The following is a 22,848-nucleotide window of genomic DNA, read 5'->3' as shown; positions in this document are numbered from 1 at the left end:
ATCGTTGCTCAACTATGTCGGATGTTGACCTTAAAAAGAAGAGCGTTCATTTCCCATAGTTCTGGGATAAAATAATGAAGTGGCTCACAGAGTAGGTGAGCCGTTCTTTATCATTAACTAACTGATTTTTTGTTTCTCACATGATCCTACATCAGTGTTCAGAAAACGATGAATTGCTCTTAAAACCGCATCTGGTTTTTCTGAGTGAACCCAATGACCGCAATCGGCGATAACCCAAGCTTTAGCGTGTGGAAATTGTCTGGCGATATCATCACGGTACTCTTCCTGAATATAAGGAGAAAGGCCACCACGAATAAATAGAGCGGGGTGAGGCCATGCGGGAATTTCCTGCCAGCCAATAATCTTTTCATATTGATTAATTAATACTGGTAAATTGAATTTCCATTCTCCCTGACGGAATGATTTTAGTAAAAACTGAATGACACCTTCTTCCTGAATATCTTCCCGCATAATTTCAATGGCATCTTGACGGGTTTTAACTCCCGCTTTCGTGACTTTATTTAATGCTGTAAATATCTTATCATGGCGGCGAACCTGGTAGGCGACAGGTGCTATATCAATAAGGATAATTTTTTCTATTCGTTCTGGTGCCAGTGCGGTCATTGTCATTGCGATTTTACCGCCCATTGAATGACCAATAATAATGGCTGACTGAATTTTCAGATGATCCAGCAGAGAAATAATATCTTGAGCCATATCGCGGTAATCGATGTTATTGACCCACGGGGATGAACCGTGGTTGCGTACATCAACTTGAATGACTGGATAATATTGCTGTAAATTACGGGCTAAGACGCCAAGGTTATTTAGATCACCAAATAAACCGTGGATCAATACAACAGGTGTGGTAGAGACCGGATTTTCCGGTACTTGTATATGATAATTTAGCTGGCTGTCTAATTTCATGATGAAAAATTTTTTCCTCTGGGTATTAAATGTCATGCTACATATTGTCAGGGATACTGTTGCTTAAAGAGCGAAAAAGCAACCAGAATGCAATTATAGTTAATAATCTTTTTTAATTAAATTGTTCTGAAAATGTTCAAGGTGTCAAAAATTTGTTAATTTTCCAACAGTAATGCTTAATGGATTGAAAGATAAAAACTCTTCAAATAACAAATATTTTTAAATAGGAAGTTATAAATAACTTGTGAGATGATTATTGATTCAGTCACTTTAGTATGGTTATTCATTGTGTGTTTATGTGATCTATATCTTAAAAAATTGTGTGTTGGTTTTAAAATTTTGTGAAAAAATGATAATGGTTATGTTATATTTTGTACAAATTAATACATAAGGTAAATTAAACAGTAATCATACTGTTCTAATAAGAATAAATAGAATCTGATTTTATACTATGGATTAGGAATTAATAGTGAAAAAAAATTTACTAAAAAGTCTTTATTTTCAAGTTTTGGTTGCAATAACTATCGGTATTCTTCTGGGGCATTTCTATCCTGAGCTTGGGACAGAAATGAAGCCGTTGGGAGATGGATTTGTAAAATTAGTCAAGATGGTTATTGCACCTGTTATTTTCTGTACTGTTGTGACAGGAATTGCAGGTATGGAAAGTATGAAAGCTGTTGGTAAAACAGGCGCTATTGCACTGGTATATTTTGAAATAGTTAGCACAATTGCTTTGATTATTGGGCTGATAGTTGTCAATGTTATGCAGCCTGGTGCAGGGATGAATATTGATCCATCCACATTAGATGCTAAGGCTGTATCTATATATGCGGAGAAAGCGTCTGAACAAGGCACAATTGCATTCCTGCTTGACGTTATTCCGAACAGTGTAATAGGGGCATTTGCCAGTGGTAATATTTTGCAGGTTTTGTTATTTGCGGTGTTATTTGGCTTTGCACTTCATCGTTTAGGCGATAAAGGAAAACCAATCTTTAATATTATTGATGGTTTCTCTCATGTGATATTCGGTATTATCAATATGATAATGCGATTAGCGCCTTTGGGGGCTTTTGGGGCAATGGCATTTACCATCGGAAAATATGGTATTGGTACATTAGTTCAATTAGGGCAATTAATCGTTTGTTTCTATATCACCTGTGTTCTTTTTGTCATATTTGTTTTAGGAACAATAGCTAAAGCCACAGGATTTAATATTTTCCGGTTTATTAATTACATTAAAGAAGAATTATTAATCGTATTGGGCACATCCTCTTCTGAATCTGTATTACCTCGTATGTTAGATAAAATGGAGAAGGCGGGATGTCAGAAATCTGTTGTTGGTTTGGTTATACCGACAGGATATTCATTTAATCTGGACGGCACTTCTATTTATTTGACAATGGCAGCCGTATTTATTGCACAGGCAACAAATACTCATATGGATATCGTGCATCAAATAACATTATTGGTTGTGTTACTTTTATCCTCTAAAGGTGCCGCTGGCGTGACAGGTAGTGGATTTATTGTATTAGCGGCAACAATTTCTGCTGTTGGGCATTTACCATTAGCAGGGTTGGCGTTGATTCTGGGCATAGATCGTTTCATGTCGGAAGCAAGAGCTTTAACAAACCTAATTGGCAATGGAGTTGCAACTATCGTAGTAGCAAAACGTTGTCGTCAGCTTGATGAAGATAAATTAAACCAAGCATTAAATGCTAAATAAATTAATGAGTTGGTTTTAACTTACCGATGACAAATTCGGTCTTTAGGACCAATGTTTGTTAGCTAACACTATAATAAATTGATTGATAAGTTAGCCGTTCAGGAAAGCCGGGTCAGATAATGATTCGGTTTTCCTGTTATTGTACGGGGATAGTTTAGCCTGAAAATAACCGGTTTGTGGGTCTGCCTTTACATCCAGGCGCAATCCGTTATAAGTTGGTACTTTAAAAGGTGACATACCCGCATCCAACTGATATTTAAGGCAGTCTTTTGAGATATACAAAGCAGATATATACGGTTTGGTGTATTTCGGCGCGACACCCTCCACGGTAATTGATGGCCCCTTTCCGGCAGATGAAAAGGGAAATAGCCAGTTAAAAAAGGTATCACCAAACGCCCAGTAAATAAAAGAGAGAAATAATAAGAGCAACATTATTTTCAATATCTTCATACTGATAGTTCCTTCTTATCGCAGTAATGTTGTAAGGCCAGTGTGCCTTGTTCTTCCTGTTGGCTGACGGTCAGTGATTTTATTAACTGTTTGTCCATCTCCAGAAAATAGAGATTACGATAGTAAATGTTGTCAGGGATAAGCATCTTATCATTATCCATTGTCGCCTTAAATTGACGCTGACTGTCCTGATAGACCGTAATCTTATCCGGTTCGCATAACTCTCTGAGGCGCTCATCTATATAACCCGCATATTTATACGAGCTATGATTAGAAAAGCCAAATCCCCCTTTTAAATCAGCCCCTCTGTTTTCAACAAACAGTTTATCTTTTTCTTGTTGACTGAGCTGATTAAATAACGCATTTTGCCGCTCACCGGCCAGAGAAAAATCCTTTTCTGTTTCCGGGTTTAATTCAGGAATTAAATAAAGCTTAGTGGTGTTATTCAATACTTCTTCGGTCACAGCCGTTATAAGGAGGGCATTCCTAGCGGAAATCAGCCATTCCGAGCAACTGTTGGCTTGAAAAAAATGAACAACCTTACCATGATGCAAATAGATTTCTTTACTGTTAGTCGCTTGTTTAATGGCTTTAACAATCGGTGACGGTGGCAACAACTTTATCATTGCCCATTCATACCCCACCGGCACCCAGTAATTAAAAAATCTATTATCCATATCCTGTTCAAAAGGCACCGAAGGGATCGGGTCATCTTCATTTACATGACGATAATGGGTAATGGCAGACAATTCCTCTACCGCACTGCGGGTCAATGTTCTTGGCATCCCATAACTGTAGAGACAAGGATTATGTTCTTTCAGTTGTGCGCTGTGCAATAATGCCAACGCGCCTCCCAAACTATGGCCACAAATAAATAATCGCTTGTTTTTAACTAAGTTAATAATGTCACTGAATACTTTTTTATCCTTATCACTGGGGACTATTAACTCTCCAACCAAATTAAACGCTTCCCAAAATCCTTTGTGCACTTTACCACTATGGATAAACCCACTGCATAATGCTTTGTCATCATCGCAGCTTAAAGCTAATGGCTGGAAGGTGGCATCAGTCAGGTAATTTTCCAGAGTAGCCGTACCCCGCCAACTGATAATCACATCTTTCTTACTGGCAGCATAAAACAGTTTGGTATCACCCTGTTTATGATCCCCTGCTTGTGAATCAATAAACTCCACCTGAGTATAACGTTCACTAAATGGCACATTATAAACCACAGGTGCCGCCGACGCTTTTTCCACCTGATAAGGCAGTTTGGAAACATCCACCATTTGCCGGTTAAAAAAATGTTTAACAGAACCTTCAATATCAACATCCCCGCCCGCATAAGCCAATACGCTCATCAAACACTGATTATAGGCATTCACAATGGAATACTCTTTCTGATGATGCAACAGCAAAACCCAGGCCCGGTATGGACAGACTTCCAATACATACCGTTGATTTAACGGATGGACCTGATAGCCTTTGGGTTCCGGATCAGGAAAATGATAGGGGGGTGGGATATCTTTGGGGTCCCATCCTTTAATCACCGGCAGCCCATCACTGATTTGCCCGATAGTCACATAACGATATTGATGGCCTTCGGCTTCGGCTTTTGGTTTCACCACCGATGCCTCTTCTCCCCGTATTTCTCGCAATGGCCGTTGTTCCATCTCATCAGCCAGCGATTGGGCATGGATATACAATTTCACGGGATAAGCTGACAGATCTTCTTCCCGGAGTACCCCGAAACCATCTGTCCTCCCACGGCGCACATGATTCGGTAGTCCTCTGCTTATCAGGCCATAAGGCATATTGACCAAGGGTTTCCCTTGTTCATCCACCAACTGAAATTCCACCCAGTGTTTCAGTATCCTACAATCAAAACAGTCTAGCGGATTTAATGTACTCATCAGTGTTGTTTCCTTTGCTTGCTATTACATATAGGCGTGCAACCCAAACATCATGGATTGAAAGTCTCATAAGACCTCTGCCCGTCTATCAATCACCTTCATCCTCAGAAAAGCACCTGTGCTGATGAAACCAATATAGATATCCCGCCAGAAATGAAAATGATTGATTTCATTACCAAAGAAATAAGGTAGTAAAAATCCTATCCCACAGACAAAAAGCCGTGACAATAGTGAGCTGAACGACAGGAATACAGAAATGTATCCCTATCAGATTAATCCCTTTGAACAAGGGGAACGGAGTTTGAAGTTTCCTTCATACTGACCATACGATGGAACTTAAGTTATGATTATTAAATCATCACCAAATGGCAAGAAAAATTTTCATTTTTTTAATTTATGAACAGTAAATTTTGTAAGAAAGTGTTACAAACTCAATAGAGATTGAGTTATCGGCAATCTTATATAAGGATAAAATAATAAAAATAACTTATTTCTAAGATAACACCGCTGGCATTAAATACCGGAGATATTGGCTATCTTACCCAACCCGTTGTTGGCCGATTTTCTGTTAGACATAGATAATGCCCTGATGATTCAATTGAGTCTGAATGGTATGGTGGACGTTAGTATAATGCGCTATCCAGCTGCTAATATCGTAAATTTATATATCCACCGTTGGGAAATTATTGAGAAATGAAACAACATTGATTGAATAACAATTTCACCCCACGAAGTAAGTAACCCGCCTTGGTTTCCTAAGCTACGAACGTGTTAATAAATTTTCTATAGTGTTAACTGATAACAGTGTTAATTGATATTTTATTCGGATTTTTTGTTTCCACAGAGGAAATTCATTCATAACGATAAATAAAGAATATAAAAATATCCTTATTCATCATGAAAAACAGTTTATTTCTAGATTAAGTTTTGGGCCGATTGGGTATTGGCCTCAGAATTCGGAAACACCCACTATATTATTTTCCGTTTAAACCGTAATTCGTCCAACATGGCGTTATGACTCCAGGCTTGTCTATCACCATCTGAATCCGTATTTTTGTCAGCTTGAATGGCATATTATAACCTGCATTTATTATTTTTACTTTTCTGACAAATCAGACATGCAAGGTAAATAACGAATGTCTGTAATGAATCCTTTTTATCGTTTTTTGGCCGCGGAGTGACCAAATGCTCATTGTTACTTGGGTTTTTCTTACTCTCCAGCGGTTTTGAAAGGTAATTGAAGCCGCTGCAAATTTGGGTTGATTATATTTTCTGAAATTTTATGTAACTAATTGATTTGTTTTAGATGAAAAGAGTCTATTTTGTTACGTTGTTTTCCCCACGGAAATACTTTTAAGTTATTGAAATTTTACTTGTTTTGTTTTCCCTATTTATACTTTATAATCCAGCTAAATTTTTTATTTAGAACAGTACTGGATAGAAATGAAAACAATAGAAGTTGATGAAGACCTTTACCGCTATATTGCCAGCCATACACAGCATATTGGTGAAAGTGCATCTGATATTTTACGGCGAATGCTGAATTTTAACGCCGAACAGCCAGTACAAAGTGCACAGTCTGCCAGCGCTGTGGAGAAAGCGCCAGTAGCCCGCCCGCGTGATTCTGTTCGCGTTATACGTGAATTGCTGCTTTCAGATGATTATGCTGAGAAGAAAAAATCAGTTGATCGTTTTATGTTGATCTTGTCCACGTTATATAGTTTGAACAGCGAAAGTTTTTCTCAGACTACCGATGAGATGCATGGCCGCACCCGGGTTTATTTTGCCGGTGATCAACAGACATTGCTTGCTAGTGGTAAACAAACCAAACCACGTCACATTCCAGGTACACCTTTTTGGGTAATTACTAACACCAATACTGACCGTAAGCGTAATATGGTTGAGCAAATTATGCAGGATATGAAATTCTCAGCCAATCTTATTGAAAAGGTGTGTGGCACGATTTAACTGATTAAAGCTGCGCTGCGAAATAGGCAAAACGGTGCAGCTATCCAGGAGAAATTAAAGTGGCAATTCATTCGCGAGCGGGGCAGCTTACCCGCCAAAGTGATCTGATAAACGTAGCACAACTGACGTCGCAGTATTACACCTTACATCCTCAGCCAGAAAATCCGCTGCATAAGGTTAAATTCGGGACATCCGGCCATCGTGGTAGCTCTCAGCGTAGTAGTTTTAATGAAGCTCATATTCTGGCCATTGTTCAGGCAATAGCAGAAGTGCGCAAGCAGCAGGGGATAAATGGCCCTTGCTACGTGGGTAAAGATACTCATGCTTTGTCAGAAGCGGCTTTTATTTCTGTGCTGGAAGTACTGACGGCTAACCATGTAGATGTGATTGTGCAGGAAAATAACGGGTTTACTCCAACGCCTGCGATTTCTCATGCCATCCTCTGCTATAACCGCCAGAGGGGAGAGTTGGCTGATGGGATTATTATTACGCCATCCCATAATCCACCGGAAGATGGCGGTATTAAATATAATCCGCCTAATGGTGGCCCCGCAGATACTGATCTGACCGCGATTATTGAACGTCGTGCGAATGAGTTGCTTGAAGAAGGTCTGAAAGGCGTTAAACGTCTGCCATTTGCTCAAGTATTGAGTAGTGAATATCTACACCAGCAAGATTTAGTGGAGCCGTATGTTGCTGCGCTTGGGGATGTGGTTGATATGGTTGCTATCCAGAAAGCAGGGTTGAAAATCGGCATTGATCCTTTGGGTGGTTCCGGTATTGCGTTCTGGCAGCGTATTGGTGAGTACTACCATTTAGATTTGACATTGGTTAATGATCAGGTAGATCAAACATTTCGTTTTATGCATCTGGATCACGATGGTGTCATTCGCATGGATTGCTCGTCCCCTTGGGCAATGAGCGGTTTGCTGTCAATGCGCGATAAGTTTGATCTGGCTTTTGCAAACGATCCTGATTATGACCGCCACGGTATTGTGACTCCTGCGGGGTTAATGAACCCAAATCACTATCTGGCAACGGCAATAGATTACCTGTTTCGCCATCGTCCACAGTGGTCAGCAGATGTCGCGGTAGGTAAGACACTGGTTTCCAGTGCAATGATTGATCGCGTCGTGGCCGATTTGGGGCGTGAATTGGTGGAAGTTCCGGTTGGTTTCAAGTGGTTTGTTGACGGTCTGCATAAAGGTGAATTGGGCTTTGGTGGTGAAGAGAGTGCTGGCGCTTCTTTCCTGCGTTTCGATGGTACGCCATGGTCCACGGATAAAGACGGCATTATTTTGTGTTTGCTGGCGGCAGAAATGACGGCAGTGACAGGGGAAAACCCACAGCAGCGTTACAATAAGTTAGCTGCCCGTTTCGGTACACCGAGCTACAGCCGTATTCAGGCGTCGGCAAGTCATCAGCAAAAAGCGCTATTAGCCAAGCTGTCGCCAGACATGGTGAAAGCGGACAAACTTGCGGGTGATCCAATCACCGCCCGGTTAACGAAAGCTTCTGGTAATGGAGCATCAATCGGTGGTTTGAAGGTGATGACAGAGAATGGTTGGTTTGCGGCCCGCCCATCGGGGACAGAAGAAGCTTATAAAATTTACTGTGAAAGTTTCCTTGGCCCTGAGCATAGGGAAAAGATTGAACAGGAAGCACTGAATATTGTTAATCAGGTTTTTGCTGCCGGTTAATATGTTATTCAATTAAAAAAATCCGCAATCGGCTGTAATGGTTTTTTGCGGATTTTTATTTAAAATTGATAAATCATTTCGGTTAGTAGATATTTTAATTTGGTTGGATGGTTTCCAGTTTTTATCGCCGATGTTTCATCTAATGAGTAAATAATCATTACGCGTATTCAATGGTGAATCAGATTCTGTTTTCTATTTTTAAAAAAATTAAATATACCAGATTAAAAAGTATTTACTGTGAAAACATTAATTATAGTTTGGAAGAAAGCATGATATTGATAAGTAATTATTTCTTGAATTTATTAGTAAATTTTAGATAATAACTGTTTTTACTGTATTGGAATACGCTAATGTATAATCTTATTGCTACAGATCTTGATGGAACGCTTTTACTTCAAGGGGATACGATTGGTAAGTTTACCCGCCAGGTGTTAACTGATTTATCAAATATGGAAAAGCAAATTGTGTTTGCTACTGGCAGGCATCATACGGATGTAAGTTCCCTTGTGGATGACTTTGATATACCGATACACTTGATTACTTCTAACGGGGCCAGATTAACAACGGCTTGTAAGAACCTGGATATCAGACAATATCTACCAAGCCACATCGTAAAACAACTGATTGAAGAGACGCAGGCGGATAATGATTTAGTGATCAATATGTATTGTGGTTCTCAATGGTTAACCAGTGAAATACACCATAGTTTCAGCGACTTTAATCAGAATGATAATTTTAGTCCAATAGTCAAATCAGCTGATGAAATGCCTTGTGAGATGGTTGAAAAAATTTTTTTCATTCATAAGAGAAGAGATCATGATGAGTTGGTTAAATTAGAACATCATTTAATTAATCTATTTTCTGATAGTACCAATATCGCTTTCTCATTCCCTTGGTGTTTGGAAGTAATGGATAGTGTTGTTTCAAAGGGATGGGCTTTAACTCAGTTAGCTGAGTTTCTTGGCATTCCAATCAGTCAAACTATTGCATTTGGCGACGGAATGAATGATGTGGAAATGCTTTCAACGGTGGCTAAGGGCGTGGTAATGGGAACTGCGCATGATAGGGTTAAACAAGCGCTTCCTCACGCTGATGTTATCGGTTCTTGCCGCGAAGAATCCGTGGCCCATTATTTATCTGAAAATATGTGTTAGGTAAACTTGAGGCGTCAGGATTCAGATCTTGGCGCCCTTTGAAAGATAACAGGTATATAACAATTTAATTGTTATATATCCCGTCTATTAATTATTTTGTAAAATTATTCCTATTGTTTTAATTTGCAAATTAATAGTTATGAATATTCAATGTGGAAATAATGAATAAAGAAATGATATGCTAATTTTTCGCTATGAATTTAAAGAAAAAACATGATATTGTCGATAGTGATTGATATTTTAAATAAACTGAATGGCGCTGGTAAATTAAGTTTATAAATACATAATATGACAAATTATTACTTTTGATGGTAATTTTGTTTTATTGTCGAATAGCATCTATTTCAGGGCGCACATTATTATTTTTACCATCACTTTATTGATATTTCTTACTTCTACTCTATTCTTTTTATACCCAATAGATTTCAAGATGGATCGCGACGGTAAGGGAGCGAATCCCCGGGAGCATAGCTAACTCTGTGACCGGGGTGAGTGCCACCAACAAAGAGGCAACTTGAAAGATAACAGGTATATAGGTATTAAACTCCGAATCCTCATCCAGAATGCGGCGATATCTATTGTCAATTTATTCCCTATCAATATGAGGTTCCATTATGTCTAACGATAAAACAGGAAAATCACTAGAACAGGAAAACAGCGAAAGAGATGTCGAAATATGTGGCCGAAATTATTTTCGAAAACTGTCCCTATTCGATGATACTGTTATAGCTGGTGCTGAAATGATCGGCACAAGTTATGATGTTTTTGGTAAATATTGCAATGTGGGAAGTTGTATGAATTCGCTTTTCGATGAGCGGAAAGTTAACTCAAGTGAAGATAATTTCAAAAAAATCACTATTCTCGGCAAAACCCTAAAAGTCCCTTATTATGTCGATTGTTATAGTGTCGGGGACTTAAAATATACCAATGCATCAGGCGAATCTATTGAGTCATATCAAAGCAGTATTTCCAGTAAAAGCCGCATTAAAGGTAACTATTTATTCTTTAGTGCATCACTGAAAGTCGATTTTGATACAGATAGTCTGACGGCTTTTGAAAATGCGTTTTCCCGCATTCAGTATACTTATGATCTTTATATACTCAAAAGTTCAGCAGAAGCGTTAAAAGAGTTTCTTAAAGAGAGTGTTAAAACGGCCCTTGATAAGGCGGATACTGAGGAGGATATGAATGACCTATTTAATACTTGGGGCTCTCACTTTCTGAGTGGCGTGGTCATGGGTGGCTGCGCGCAATATTCATCATCTACGAACAAATATACGTCGAATCTAACAAACTCTTTTGACGTGGTTGCCGCAGCCTCATTTGCGGGATTTATCGGTCTCTCTGTTCGTACAGACAATTCATTTAAGGAGGATATAAAGAAGTTTCGTTCAGCATCCAACATAAAAACCCACGCCATTGGCGGTGACTTGTCTCGATTTGATCCTTTTGGTAGCGCGACAAGCTCAGAACAACCTTCCGCAGAAGAAATAGCTGCAGCGAAAAAAGCCTTTGAAGACTGGAAAGCCAGTGTTCCCAATTCCCCTGAATTAGTTAACTTTGCAGATTCCAACCCCTTGACGGGGATTTGGGAACTGTGTTCAGACAGAACACAAAAGGCCAAACTTAAAAAGCATTTTGAAACTGTCTGGGCTCCGGCGGAGTCGGCTAAACGACGTGTGCATGTGGATTATATTGATAAGATTATTATTGGTATTGGGAATTACGGCTCTCCTCCTGAAGGATATATTGGATTAGAAAACGGTAAAGGTTCAGAAACATGGCTGAATTACCAGGACAAGATAAATATTTGTCTTTTTATGCATAAAGCAAAATATGATCCCGCTATTGATAATAAAGATTGCATCACTGAGTTGAAGTTTATTACTGTAAAAGACAAAAGTCCGGGGGGAGATTGGGTTAAGATCCCTCAAAATATTTATAACTCATCCAGTAACTATTTATATTTGTGTTACTTACCAGCAAAATATTCCGCTGAGAAGGCGATAAAGGACATTCAAGTGCTATGCAATCAGTATAGCTCCAGTATGATACTGCCTTATGGATATAACGATGTTTTGGATGAAAGAGGTGAGAGAGTTAATACTGACAACGCTCATGTTCATTATCTTATCTATAGCGCCGGGTGGAACTGGAAAATCTAAATGAGTGAGTTTTAGCCATCTGGAAATGGCTAAAAACAGCGTCACCTTTGGGGGAATTTATTTCCCCTTTATTAATTCAAAATATTCTTACCCCGTGATCTCACTATATCTTCATAATGAACTTACAGATTTGTTCAAACTTTGCAGTTATTCTGAATTTTAGCTCCAGTGAATTACAGCTAATATGCACTGAAAAACGCAATAAATAAATGCAGGCTTGCGATATTTCAAAAGCGGGTTGCTGCAAACCAGAATCTTGTGACTTAGCAGCGGGAGCGAGTCACGGCATAAAACGATAGCCAACGCCGGTTTCAGTGAGCAAATGTTTTGGTCTGGTTGGGTCAGTTTCCAGTTTTTGTCGCAGATGTCCCATATATATCCGCAAATAATGGTTATGTTCGACATAATTAGGACCCCAAACCTGATTCAGTAGCTGGCGTTGGGTGAGTACTTTACCGCTATTTGCTAATAATTCGCCCAGCAAACGGAACTCAATGGGAGTCAGATGTAGTTCTTTCTCATTTTTAGTTATCCGGCGATTAATGAGATCGACAGTGACATCAGAAAAATGAACGATAGACTCTTCCTGATTGGTTCTGGCAAAACGGCGCAAGGCGACCCGAACTCTTGCTAACAATTCACTAATGCCAAACGGTTTACTCAGATAATCATCAGCGCCGGCATCCAGTGCCGCCACTTTAACGGTTTCTGTATCACGGGCAGAGAGAACAATAACTGGAATTGAACTCCATTGGCGCAGATCACGGATCAAATTAATACCGTCACCATCGGGTAATCCCAAATCAAGAATAATCAGATCAGGCTTACGGGTTCCTGCTTCAATCAGACCTCGTTTCAGCGTATCACTTTCAAATACGCGACAGCCTTCACCTTCCAGCGCTAGCCGAACAAAGCGTCGGATCTCTTTTTCGTCTTCAATAATTAAGATGGTACTGTTATTGGTAATAGTCACATCTCCTCAGTGAGCTCTTCAATCTCAGGTGGCTTCTCTAACGGTAGAACAAAGTGAAAGCTTGCTCCACCTTTTTCGTTGTTGTCAGCCCAAATATTTCCACTATGAATTTCAATAATTGCGCGACAGATTGCTAATCCAAGGCCGACTCCAGGAATGGCGGATTCTTTGCGGGCGCGGGAAAATTTATCGAAAATTAATTGCTCCTGTTGTGGTGGAATGCCGTTGCCGGCATCCCAAACTTCAATGTGAATCTGATTTTTTTCTGTTGTTGCTTTAATGCCCAATGGGGTTTGTTCAGCCGTATATTTGATGGCGTTTTCTAATAGATTGATAAAAACCCGTTCCAGTAAACTGCCATCACAGTGCAGCAATAAGCCCGATGGTAGGGAAACGGTGACCGGGTGACGATTGAGCGCATATTCCAGTGAACGCAAGGTACTGCCGACGATCTCTTCCAGTGATTGCCATTCCAGATTGAGTTGAATACCCCCGGATTGGATACGTGCCATATCCAGCAAATTGTTGACCAGACGGGAAGTGCTGAGAATTTGCTGACGGATTTGATTCACTTGCTTAGTATGCGGAGAGCCGTCAGCAGATAAGTCTAGCATCAGGATTTCTGCCTGACCGAAAAGCACCGTCAGAGGGGTACGTAAATCGTGTGAAAGGGCTGCCAGAAGTGAGTTACGTAATTGCTCCCGTTCTGTATCCAATTTAGCCAATTCTGCCTGACGGGAGAGTTGTAATCTTTCTAGTGCGTTGGCAATCAATCGGGTAAAAGTTTGCAGTAATCGCTGCTGTTCAGGGATAAGTAGCTGGCGTAAATAGGCGGGTTCAATAGCCAGTACACCAAAAGTCTGTGAAGGTGTTGCCACTGGCAGTAATTGATAAGGTACGCTAGGCAAGGTATCGGTTCCCGCGCCTGCGGGGTGATTCTTATCAAAACTCCATTTCGCAATGGCATTATCAATCAACATATGACCGCCATTATTTGTTGTGAGCTGGCGCAATTCACCATCATCATTGGGTAAAAATAGGCCGGTTTTAGCCTGAAAACCATTGGCAAGGAAATGGTAGCTGGTCCGGGCAATATCCTCTTCATTCAGTGTTCGGCTAAATTCGCGGGTCATTTCATACAGATGTCGGGTTCGCTGTTCGCGGTAACGGGCAATGTTCGCCTGATATCTGATTCCCGCTGTCAGGTTTCCTACCACGACACCCACTATTAGCATGACGGTAAAGGTCAATAGATACTGCATATCCGTGACAGCAAGAGACCAGTGTGGTTGCACAAAGAAAATATCGAAACTGATGACATTAATAAAAGCGGCAAAGACTGACGGCCAGCGTCCATAAAATAGCGCGATAATAACGACACCAAGCAGATAAAGCGTGACAAGATTAGCTTTATCAAGGGTTAGCAGTAGAGTACGGGAGAACAAGGTGATAAGCGTGCAGAGAGTGATAGCAGCCAGGCAACCTTGAATTTGTCCTTGCCATTTTTCACTGACAGGGCGGTTGTCCTGTTCTTTATCCCATTGACCACGCGCTTCCAGGGCGACAATCACCAAATCCAGATCTGGCCCTAATTTTCCTAATCGGTCAGCAAAACCGGGCAACCATTTCCAGCCAAACAGCTGCCGGCGGGATTCACAACGACGGCCTATCAAAATTTTGCCAAGGTTATGTTCTCTTGCATAACGTAATACTGCTTTTTCTTTGTTTGGATCGGAGAGTGTCGCTGTTTCAGCCCCCAATTCATGCGCTAATCTGAGCGCTTTTAAGATGGTGCGCCGTTTACCTTCTGGCAATTGGTGCAGTTTTGGCGTTTCAACATAAATTGCATGCCAGATACAACCTAGCCGGGCGGCAAGGCGGGCTGCGGTACGGATCAGTTTTTCATTACCAGAACTGTGACCGATGCATAGCAGAAGATTATCGCGGGTATGCCAGACCGGCTCATGTCCTTGTGTATCGCGGAATGCACGCATTTGATCATCAACGCGATCGGCAGTACGACGTAAAGCCAGCTCTCGCAATGCAATCAAATTTCCCTTACGGAAAAAGTGTTCAATGGCGCGTTCTGCCTGACTGGGAATATAGACCTTGCCTTCATTAAGCCGCTGGCGCAGATCATCGGGAGGCAGATCAACCAACACAATTTCATTAGCTTGATCAAAGATATGATCAGGAACGGTTTCTCTGACTCGGATGCCGGTAATGTCACCAACGACATCATTAAGGCTTTCCAGATGCTGAACGTTAATGGTCGTTAGCACATCTATTCCAGCTTCAAGTAACTCTTCAACATCTTGCCAGCGTTTGGGATGGCGGCTGCCGTGAGGATTACTAAAGGCCAGTTCATCCATTAGAATCATAGCCGGATGGCGGGCAATGGCGGCATCAAGATCAAAGACGGTGATTTTCCGTCTTTGGTAGTGCATCTGTTTAGGTGACAGCTGTGGTAGACCATCAAGCAAAGCGGCAGTTCCCTGCCGCTCATGAGTTTCTACCACACCGATAACCACATCCAGCCCTTGAGCACGCAATCTATGAGCTTCTTGTAACATGGCATAAGTTTTCCCCACGCCAGCGCAGGCACCAAAAAAGATTTTTAATTTACCGCGCTGTTTCTCATTAACCAGTGTCAGTAATTCATCAGGGTCAGGACGTTGTGGTTCGTGTTGATCCATATTCCAGCCTTACTGTTTTTTCTTTTGCAAATTATCCAGAGCAAGATTGAGTTTTAACACATTAATAACCGGTTCACCGAGAAATTCTGATGGGGGTGTTTCCGTATTATCTCTGATTAACTGTTTTATCACTTTAACGGGTAAATGGCGTGCATCAGCGACACGTTGGGCTTGAAAGTTAGCGGCTGCGGGCGAGATATGAGGATCAAGGCCACTACCGGATGCGGTCACCAGATCAACGGGCACTGGAATGTCTGGTTGGTAGTTAAATTTGCGCAGTTGCTCAACTCTATGTTTGATTTCATCAGCCAGTATTGGATTGGCGACAGACAAATTGCTGCCACCGGATGACTGGGGGTTATAAGAGTGGTCTGCGGTAGCGGAAGGGCGCCCTTGGAAATAGATATCTTTTGTGAAGGGTTGACCAATCAATTCAGAGCCAACTACCTGACCATCTTGTTCCACCATAGAACCTTGTGCCTGATAAGGGAACATCAGCTCTGACAAACCCGTTGCCAGCAATGGATAAGCTACGCCAGTAATCAGAGTCAGGAATATCAACAATACAACAGAAGAACGTAACCAAGTCATTTTCATCACCTTTATTTAAATATCAGCAAAGTCAGCAACATATCTATCAGTTTGATGCCGATGAAAGGCGCTATCAGACCACCCAGACCATAAATCCACAGATTGCGGCGTAACAGTGACAACGCATGCATCGGCCGATAGCTAACACCTTTCAAAGCCAGTGGGATCAGAAACACAATAATCAGTGCATTAAAGATAACGGTCGATAAAACCGCCGAAGTGGGTGAATACAGGTGCATGATATTCAAGATATTTAATTGTGGATAAGTGATGGCAAACGCCGCCGGGATAATGGCAAAATATTTTGCAATATCATTGGCGATACTGAATGTGGTCAGAGAACCGCGTGTCATCAGCATCTGTTTACCAATATGAACCACTTCAATCAGTTTGGTTGGGTTGGAATCCAAATCCACCATATTGCCAGCTTCTTTGGCGGCCTGAGTGCCTGAATTCATGGCAACCGCAACATCAGCCTGAGCAAGTGCCGGCGCATCGTTAGTTCCATCACCGGTCATGGCGACCAGACGGCCTTCGGATTGATATTGGCGGATAAGGGTCAGTTTGGCTTCGGGGGTCGCCTCAGCCAGAAAATCATCCACGCCTGCTTCTGCGGCAATAGCCGCTGCGGTTAGGCGGTTATCGCCGGTAATCATGACGGTTTTGATCCCCATGCGGCGCATCTCACTGAATCGCTCTTTGATGCCACCTTTAACAATATCTTTCAGCGCCACAACACCCAATACTCGTTGATTTTCTGCTACAACCAGTGGTGTCCCCCCTTTACGTGCCACGTTTTGAACCAAAACTTCTACTGCCTCGGGGAACTTTCCGTGATTGATTTCAATATGGCGGCGAATGGCATCTACCGAGCCTTTGCGGATCAGGCGATTTTCCACATTAACGCCACTCATGCGGGTCATGGCGGAAAAAGGAACAAAAGTTGCATTCAGTGAGTGCAGATCACGTTCACGCAGGTTGAATCGCTGTTTTGCCAGAATGACAATGCTGCGTCCTTCCGGCGTTTCATCTGCCAGAGAAGAGAGCTGAGCAGCATCTGCCAGCTGTTGTTCCGTCACACCGGACACAGGCAGAAATTGAGATGCCTGACGGTTCCCCAATGTGATTGTGCCGGTTTTATCCAGCAGCAGGACATCCACATCACCCGCTGCTTCAACCGCCCGTCCGCTGGTGGCAATGACATTAGCACCCAGCATACGGCTCATACCCGCGACACCAATGGCAGAAAGTAAGCCGCCGATAGTCGTAGGAATAAGACAGACTAATAACGCGATTAATACAGTGATGGTGATCGGTTGACCAGATTGGTTAGCCTCCACACTAAATATTGAGAATGGCAGTAGAGTGACACACACCAACAGGAAGATAATCGTCAGCGCGGTAAGCAGAATGGTCAGGGCAATCTCATTGGGGGTTTTGCGACGTTTAGCGCCTTCTACCATTGAAATCATGCGGTCAAGAAAAGTTTCACCGGGATTGACCGAACATTCAACCACCAACCAGTCAGACAGCACGCGTGTACCGCCAGTAACAGAAGAGAAGTCACCGCCAGATTCGCGGATAACCGGGGCAGATTCTCCGGTGATAGCACTTTCATCAACGGAAGCGCCACCTTCAATAACTTCACCATCACAAGGGATAGTTTCACCGGCTTCAATAATGACAATGTCACCTTTGCGCAGGCTATCAGAGGGAACTTTCTCTCGGCTTGCATCACGACTGGCTGAGGTGAGTTTAATCGCCCAGCTGGTTTTTCTCACGCCTTTAAGACTCGCTGCTTGAGCTTTGCTTCTGCCTTCTGCTAATGCTTCTGCAAAGTTAGCGAACAGCACGGTAAACCACAGCCATAAGGCGATATTGCCAGTAAACAGCGTATTTTCTTTAAGCTGACCAGCCAGCATAGCAATCCATAAAATGGTGGTTAACCCGCTACCCAGATAGACCACAAACATCACTGGATTACGCCATTGCGCCGCCGGATGGCATTTTTTTATTGAATCAATAAGTGCATTACGAATTAAAGAGGGTTCGAATAATGCCTGTTGTTTGTTTGTCATATGTTCCTCACTTTGGCACTTACCGGGATATCAGCCAGATTTGTAAATGTTCAATGACCGGGCCAAGGATCAGAGCTGGAATAAAGGTCAATGCACCGATTAACATAATGGTCAGGATTAGTAAGCCGATAAACAGCGGGCTATCGGTTGGTAGTGTGCCGTTGCTGGCAGGCTGACGTTTTTTTGTTACCAAAGAGCCAGCAATAGCCAGTACTGGCAGGATGACACCAAAGCGGCCAAGAAATATCACTGTTGCCAGCAGCAGGTTGTAGAACAGGTTGTTTGCACTGAGGCCAGAGAAGGCACTGCCGTTATTGTTGGCCGCAGAGGAAAGGGCATAAAGTACTTCACTGAAACCATGAGCACTGGGGTTTAGAATACCCACGCGTCCATTTTCTGTTGATATGACAAGAGCAGTACCTAAAAGCACCAGTGTAGGGGTAACCAGAATCGCCAGTGCAACCATTTTCATCTCGAATACTTCGATTTTTTTCCCGAGATATTCAGGAGCACGCCCTATCATTAAACCGGCGATAAAAACGGTTAGCAGAACAAACAGCAACATGCCGTATAAACCGGAACCCACACCACCGAACACGACTTCGCCAATTTGTATCAGCCACATTGGGATCATACCGCCAAGTGCGGTGAAGGAGTCATGCATAGCGTTGACGGCACCACAGGAAGCGGCGGTTGTCACTACGGCATAAATTGAGGTTGCAAGAATACCGAAGCGGTTCTCCTTACCTTCCAGATTGATATTGCTGTCAGCACCTAACAGGCTGAGATGTGGATTGCCTTTCAATTCGGCATACATGACCCCCAAAGTGGCAATGACAAAGATGATACACATTGCCCACAATAAAGCGTGTCCCTGACGGTTATCGTCAATGACTTGACCAAAGGCAAAGCAGAGTGCGCTGGGGATAAGGAGGATCGACAAGATCTGAATAAAATTGCTGATAGCGGTTGGATTTTCAAAAGGGTGAGATGAATTAGCCCCAAAGAATCCACCGCCATTGGTTCCCAACAATTTAATTGCTTCCTGAGAGGCAACGGGTCCCATCGGGATTAATTGTTGTTGGTCTTCAATGGTATGAATGAGCTGATAAGGTTCGAAATTCTGCATCACGCCCTGACTGACAAAAACCAGCGCGATAATCATAGACAGCGGTAACAGCAGATACAGTGTAATGCGTGTGATATCAACCCAGGCGTTTCCCACAGTTTTCACACCATGACGGGAAAATGCGCGTATCAGGGCAAATGCCACCGCGATCCCGGTTGCCGCAGAAAGAAAGTTCTGTACTGTCAGGCCAGTCATTTGACTAAAGTAACTGAGCGTGTTTTCCCCACTGTATGCTTGCCAATCGGTATTTGTAATAAAGCTGACCGCTGTATTCAGTGCCAGATCCCACTTAAGCCCGGGGAAATGTTGAGGATTAAGTGGGAGACTGCCTTGTGTGACTAAAAGGGTAAATAACAGTAATAGCCCAGTCAGATTAAAAATAATGATAGCTAATGCGTATTGCCACCAGTTCATCTCTTTAACTGTGCCGCCAGGTTTCTGTAAACCACAGCAACGCCAAAGGCCAGACTCTGTTCTCGTTAGCCAGCGTGGAATATCGCCTTCGATCATATTGGCAATAATACTTCCAAGCGGTTTTGCTAACAGCAGTAAAATCAGTAAGAAACTTGCGATCAGTAAAAAAGCGGATGCAGCCATTTAAAAATCCTCCGCATGGAGTAACGCATAAATCAGATAAACTAATAACAGGGCTATCAATAACGCGCCGGAAATGAAGAATATGCTCACTGCTTATCTCCTTAGGATTTGGATAGGTATAAGGTTAAGCAGGCAGATGAAAAGAAGCTGATAAAAGAGTGAGTGGATGTGTAAAAAAAGTATAAAAATGACAATAATAAGTGAAGTTAAAAAGAGCCTCCGTCAAAGGCTACTTAGCTCATTTGTTTCAAAAGTCATTCACAAGGACAAATAATCACTGTTGAGTATATACCCGTCATCTTTCAAGTTGCTTCTTTGTTGGCTGCTTTCACTTGCCGCCGCGCTGCAATTTGAAATCTATTGGGTATATATATGAATTGTTTTAAGAAAACATTTAATTAATCTATGGCTTTTTTCTGGAAGGAGAATAAGCCATAGATTTTCATCAATTCAAATAGTTGACTATTTCTTCAAATGTTGTATTCGAATCTATTGCCTGATAGAAACCATTTTCGACATGTATTGGCGTAATTATATTGGTATTTTTCAATATTGGTTTATTGTTAAAAGAAACAGATATTTTTTTTCCTACGTTTTGCTTTATAAAAAGATTAAATGGTTTGCTACAATGAGAGTTATTTTTTACTTTGATGAAAATGGAATAGTAGTCACTTCCTTTTTTCGGGCTGATTTCCTCTATACATGGCGGAGTCAAATGAAAAGTTTCGCCATTTGCTTTATAGTCAATAGAAAAAGAGTGTTTTTTGGGAACACAACCTGAGATATTTGTTAATAATATTAATAACATAAGAGTAAATGCTTTCATCTTTCCTCCGGTTATAGCCAATCTATGAATATTCTAAAAAAATAATATGGTGCAACGGTTCGTATCATTTTTACGTATCTATACCTGTTATCTTTCAAGTTGCCTCTTTGTTGGCTACACTCTCTCACCCCGGTCACATAGTTATCTATGCTCCCGGGGATTCGCTCCCTTGCCGTCGCGATCCATCTTGAAATCTATTGGGTATATATAACAATATCAATGAAAATTTTCATATTGGCAATCCTTGCCTCTATTCTCAGATGACTTGTATAACTGCATTTATTCTTATTTTCTTAAATTGATAATCATTCTTTTCTTACTCCAGTTTTATTATATATTGTCAGTATGAAGATAATACGTCTTGTTCGTTGTTATAAAATAACTCGTTGTAAGATAAAGGTAATTATGTTTTTGTCATCACTGAACTGTCCTGAAATAATGGATTGTGAGGGTAATGATGTGTTAAATATAAAAGGGGATATAAATGGTAATGTTTCTGATGTTTATTTTGTGAGTCCTTTTGGTGGTAATGTAAAATAGAGAATAACAAAAAGAAAAAATAAACTTATATGGGTTATTGAAGATTAAAAACTATTTGATGATGCTAATATGAGTGTGAAAAACAAAATAACATTTATACCCGTTATCTTTCAAGTTGCCTCTTTGTTGGCTGCACTCACCCCGGTCACAGAGTTAGCTATGACATAGTTCTCTATGCTCTCGGGGATTCACTCCCTTGCCGTCGCGATCCATCTTGAAATCTATTGGGTATATACGGTGTTTGATAATTATGAAAATAATGAAAGATCTAGCGGAGTAAGTATTGTAAATAATTTGTGTAAGATTGGATAGTACCACTTTTGGGGTTGAAATAGTGGGAATGGACAGTAATCGCCTGTGTACAAATCCATACCGCCCATAGAACGTTCAGGAGCTTTCGTTCATAGCATGAACCATGATGGCCTTAATACCAACAATTAGTTCTGTTTGCCTAATGGGAGCATCAGCGTGTATGGTTCCAACGGTGACTGGGCGAAGCCAAGACGCGTGTAGAACGTTCGGGCGCTCTCATCAAGTGCGTGGACGATTATAGCTGAAATGCCCACCTGTTCCGCTGTGCTGGCGACACGCTTCCAAGCATCCTGGAGAAGCAATGCCCCGAGCTTCTTCCCCTGATATTCCACATCGACAGCCAGACGGCCAAGAAGCACTACAGGGATAGGATCTGGCATATTGCGTTTAAGTGATGGTGTAGATTCAATATGATTAATTGAACCGGCGCTTAGACAATAATAACCGATAACGTCTTTTTTGCCTTCCTTGCAAATAACAAATGTGCGGCTCGCGCCGAGCTTATTATTTTTTAAAGCCCGGCGTGAAAGCCATTCGTTTAATGTTTCATGCTGGCAATAAAAATCATTTATATTATGTTCAGCCGTTAATATTTCAGGTGCGCTTATTCCCATGGTGCTTTATATTCCATGAGTTTTTTGAAACCTGCATTATCAGAAAGCGGTTGCTCCAGCATCTGCATGAACGCATGATATTTTTCGTCGTTAACGAAAAAGTGGCGCTGATTGAGTATTGCCTCCTCGGCTGCGCGACAGGCAGCATCCAAGATGAAATCAGTTCGGGTCTTTGAGTGCAGGTTTGCTGCATGGTCAATAAGCTCCCGCTGGAAGGCTTTCGCCCGGATGTTGATCGGAGTTTCTTTAGGTTGTGTTCTCATAAATCACCTGTGTAGCAAATTGGCAGATAGTCATTGTAGCAATCGTGTAACTAATAGCTATACATTTCGTATCTGGATTCACTCTGAGTTTTTTATAGGACTTGGTCTATTGGAAAAACGTTGAAATAACAGCCCCTATCAAGCTTAGAAATATGGGGGGACCTTACTAAGAGAATAATATTTGTTCACAGAAGTTTGAGCAAAAAATTAATTATTTTAAGAGAGGTGCTTA

The 22,848-nt window shown here is 41.5% G+C and carries 16 protein-coding genes and 1 pseudogene; 5 read left to right on the top strand and 12 right to left on the bottom strand.

Annotated elements, in window-relative coordinates; genetic code table 11:
• Positions 1-117: 117 nt before the first annotated feature.
• Positions 118-927, bottom strand: a complete 810-nt coding sequence (ybfF, locus tag EAE89_RS15500) for an esterase (RefSeq protein ID WP_054480499.1) — start codon at positions 925-927, stop codon at positions 118-120.
• Positions 928-1,396: 469 nt separating this feature from the next.
• Here ybfF and EAE89_RS15495 point away from each other — a divergent pair, with 469 nt between their 5' ends.
• Positions 1,397-2,650: a dicarboxylate/amino acid:cation symporter gene (locus EAE89_RS15495; protein ID WP_054480493.1), complete on the top strand. Its 1,254-nt coding sequence runs from the start codon at positions 1,397-1,399 to the stop codon at positions 2,648-2,650.
• A 150-nt stretch (positions 2,651-2,800) separates the two neighbouring features.
• On the opposite strand, the pseudogene EAE89_RS15490 reads toward EAE89_RS15495, so the two are convergent.
• A pseudogene (locus tag EAE89_RS15490) lies at positions 2,801-3,100 on the bottom strand (hypothetical protein); the annotation flags it as partial.
• Complete coding sequence (locus EAE89_RS15485; protein WP_214086189.1) at positions 3,097-5,010, bottom strand: lipase family protein; 1,914 nt, start codon at positions 5,008-5,010, stop codon at positions 3,097-3,099. The pseudogene EAE89_RS15490 and the gene EAE89_RS15485, both read right to left, overlap by 4 nt.
• A gap of 1,443 nt (positions 5,011-6,453) precedes the next feature.
• Between EAE89_RS15485 and seqA the strand changes: the two genes are divergently transcribed.
• From seqA to EAE89_RS15465, 4 genes are all read left to right on the top strand, one after another.
• Positions 6,454-6,978: a replication initiation negative regulator SeqA gene (gene seqA, locus EAE89_RS15480; RefSeq protein WP_054480487.1), complete on the top strand. Its 525-nt coding sequence runs from the start codon at positions 6,454-6,456 to the stop codon at positions 6,976-6,978.
• A 59-nt stretch (positions 6,979-7,037) separates the two neighbouring features.
• Positions 7,038-8,678 (top strand): phosphoglucomutase (alpha-D-glucose-1,6-bisphosphate-dependent), encoded by a 1,641-nt coding sequence (pgm, locus tag EAE89_RS15475; protein ID WP_214086188.1) that lies wholly within the window; start codon positions 7,038-7,040, stop codon positions 8,676-8,678.
• Positions 8,679-9,028: 350 nt separating this feature from the next.
• Positions 9,029-9,832, top strand: coding sequence for a Cof-type HAD-IIB family hydrolase (locus tag EAE89_RS15470; protein ID WP_054480480.1), 804 nt, complete (start codon positions 9,029-9,031; stop codon positions 9,830-9,832).
• A gap of 614 nt (positions 9,833-10,446) precedes the next feature.
• Positions 10,447-11,997, top strand: a complete 1,551-nt coding sequence (locus EAE89_RS15465) for an MAC/perforin domain-containing protein (RefSeq protein WP_214086187.1) — start codon at positions 10,447-10,449, stop codon at positions 11,995-11,997.
• A 280-nt stretch (positions 11,998-12,277) separates the two neighbouring features.
• Here the strand turns inward: EAE89_RS15465 and kdpE are convergent, their stop codons facing one another.
• The 9 genes from kdpE to EAE89_RS15420 all read right to left on the bottom strand — a co-directional run bounded on the left by kdpE (position 12,278) and on the right by EAE89_RS15420 (position 22,616).
• Entirely contained in the window at positions 12,278-12,970 is a 693-nt protein-coding gene (kdpE, locus tag EAE89_RS15460; protein WP_188093395.1) for a two-component system response regulator KdpE, read from the bottom strand.
• On the bottom strand, positions 12,967-15,666 hold the full coding sequence (kdpD, locus tag EAE89_RS15455; protein WP_214086186.1) for a two-component system sensor histidine kinase KdpD: 2,700 nt from the start codon (positions 15,664-15,666) through the stop codon (positions 12,967-12,969). The genes kdpE and kdpD overlap by 4 nt, the downstream gene beginning before the upstream one ends.
• Positions 15,667-15,675: 9 nt before the next feature.
• On the bottom strand, positions 15,676-16,257 hold the full coding sequence (kdpC, locus tag EAE89_RS15450) for a potassium-transporting ATPase subunit KdpC (RefSeq protein ID WP_214086185.1): 582 nt from the start codon (positions 16,255-16,257) through the stop codon (positions 15,676-15,678).
• 11 nt (positions 16,258-16,268) lie between these two features.
• Entirely contained in the window at positions 16,269-18,335 is a 2,067-nt protein-coding gene (gene kdpB / locus EAE89_RS15445) for a potassium-transporting ATPase subunit KdpB (protein WP_214086184.1), read from the bottom strand.
• Between the two features lie 19 nt (positions 18,336-18,354).
• A complete protein-coding gene (gene kdpA / locus EAE89_RS15440; RefSeq protein ID WP_214086183.1) occupies positions 18,355-20,061 on the bottom strand; it encodes a potassium-transporting ATPase subunit KdpA in 1,707 nt (568 codons plus the stop codon).
• Complete coding sequence (gene kdpF, locus EAE89_RS15435) at positions 20,062-20,151, bottom strand: K(+)-transporting ATPase subunit F (protein ID WP_072161919.1); 90 nt, start codon at positions 20,149-20,151, stop codon at positions 20,062-20,064.
• Between the two features lie 355 nt (positions 20,152-20,506).
• Positions 20,507-20,887, bottom strand: coding sequence for a hypothetical protein (locus EAE89_RS15430; protein WP_214086182.1), 381 nt, complete (start codon positions 20,885-20,887; stop codon positions 20,507-20,509).
• Positions 20,888-21,864: 977 nt separating this feature from the next.
• On the bottom strand, positions 21,865-22,353 hold the full coding sequence (locus EAE89_RS15425; RefSeq protein WP_214086181.1) for a GNAT family N-acetyltransferase: 489 nt from the start codon (positions 22,351-22,353) through the stop codon (positions 21,865-21,867).
• Complete coding sequence (locus EAE89_RS15420; RefSeq protein ID WP_214086180.1) at positions 22,344-22,616, bottom strand: type II toxin-antitoxin system TacA family antitoxin; 273 nt, start codon at positions 22,614-22,616, stop codon at positions 22,344-22,346. The genes EAE89_RS15425 and EAE89_RS15420 overlap by 10 nt, the downstream gene beginning before the upstream one ends.
• Between the last annotated feature and the right edge of the window lie 232 nt (positions 22,617-22,848).

The sequence above is a fragment of the Photorhabdus heterorhabditis genome, from assembly GCF_018448905.1.
Lineage (GTDB): Bacteria > Pseudomonadota > Gammaproteobacteria > Enterobacterales > Enterobacteriaceae > Photorhabdus > Photorhabdus heterorhabditis.
Note: the sequence above shows the minus strand (reverse complement) of the source record. Positions and strands in the feature narration are given on the sequence as shown.

Bases quoted from the DNA above. Each gene is read 5' to 3' on its own strand.
- ybfF (WP_054480499.1), bottom strand. From the start codon at position 927: ATGAAATTAGACAGCCAGCTAAATTATCATATACAAGTACCGGAAAAT.
- kdpD (WP_214086186.1), bottom strand. From the start codon at position 15,666: ATGGATCAACACGAACCACAACGTCCTGACCCTGATGAATTACTGACA.
- kdpC (WP_214086185.1), bottom strand. From the start codon at position 16,257: ATGACTTGGTTACGTTCTTCTGTTGTATTGTTGATATTCCTGACTCTG.
- EAE89_RS15465 (WP_214086187.1), top strand. From the start codon at position 10,447: ATGTCTAACGATAAAACAGGAAAATCACTAGAACAGGAAAACAGCGAA.
- kdpA (WP_214086183.1), bottom strand. From the start codon at position 20,061: ATGGCTGCATCCGCTTTTTTACTGATCGCAAGTTTCTTACTGATTTTA.
- EAE89_RS15425 (WP_214086181.1), bottom strand. From the start codon at position 22,353: ATGGGAATAAGCGCACCTGAAATATTAACGGCTGAACATAATATAAAT.
- EAE89_RS15420 (WP_214086180.1), bottom strand. From the start codon at position 22,616: ATGAGAACACAACCTAAAGAAACTCCGATCAACATCCGGGCGAAAGCC.
- EAE89_RS15485 (WP_214086189.1), bottom strand. From the start codon at position 5,010: ATGAGTACATTAAATCCGCTAGACTGTTTTGATTGTAGGATACTGAAA.
- EAE89_RS15430 (WP_214086182.1), bottom strand. From the start codon at position 20,887: ATGAAAGCATTTACTCTTATGTTATTAATATTATTAACAAATATCTCA.
- seqA (WP_054480487.1), top strand. From the start codon at position 6,454: ATGAAAACAATAGAAGTTGATGAAGACCTTTACCGCTATATTGCCAGC.
- kdpB (WP_214086184.1), bottom strand. From the start codon at position 18,335: ATGACAAACAAACAACAGGCATTATTCGAACCCTCTTTAATTCGTAAT.
- EAE89_RS15470 (WP_054480480.1), top strand. From the start codon at position 9,029: ATGTATAATCTTATTGCTACAGATCTTGATGGAACGCTTTTACTTCAA.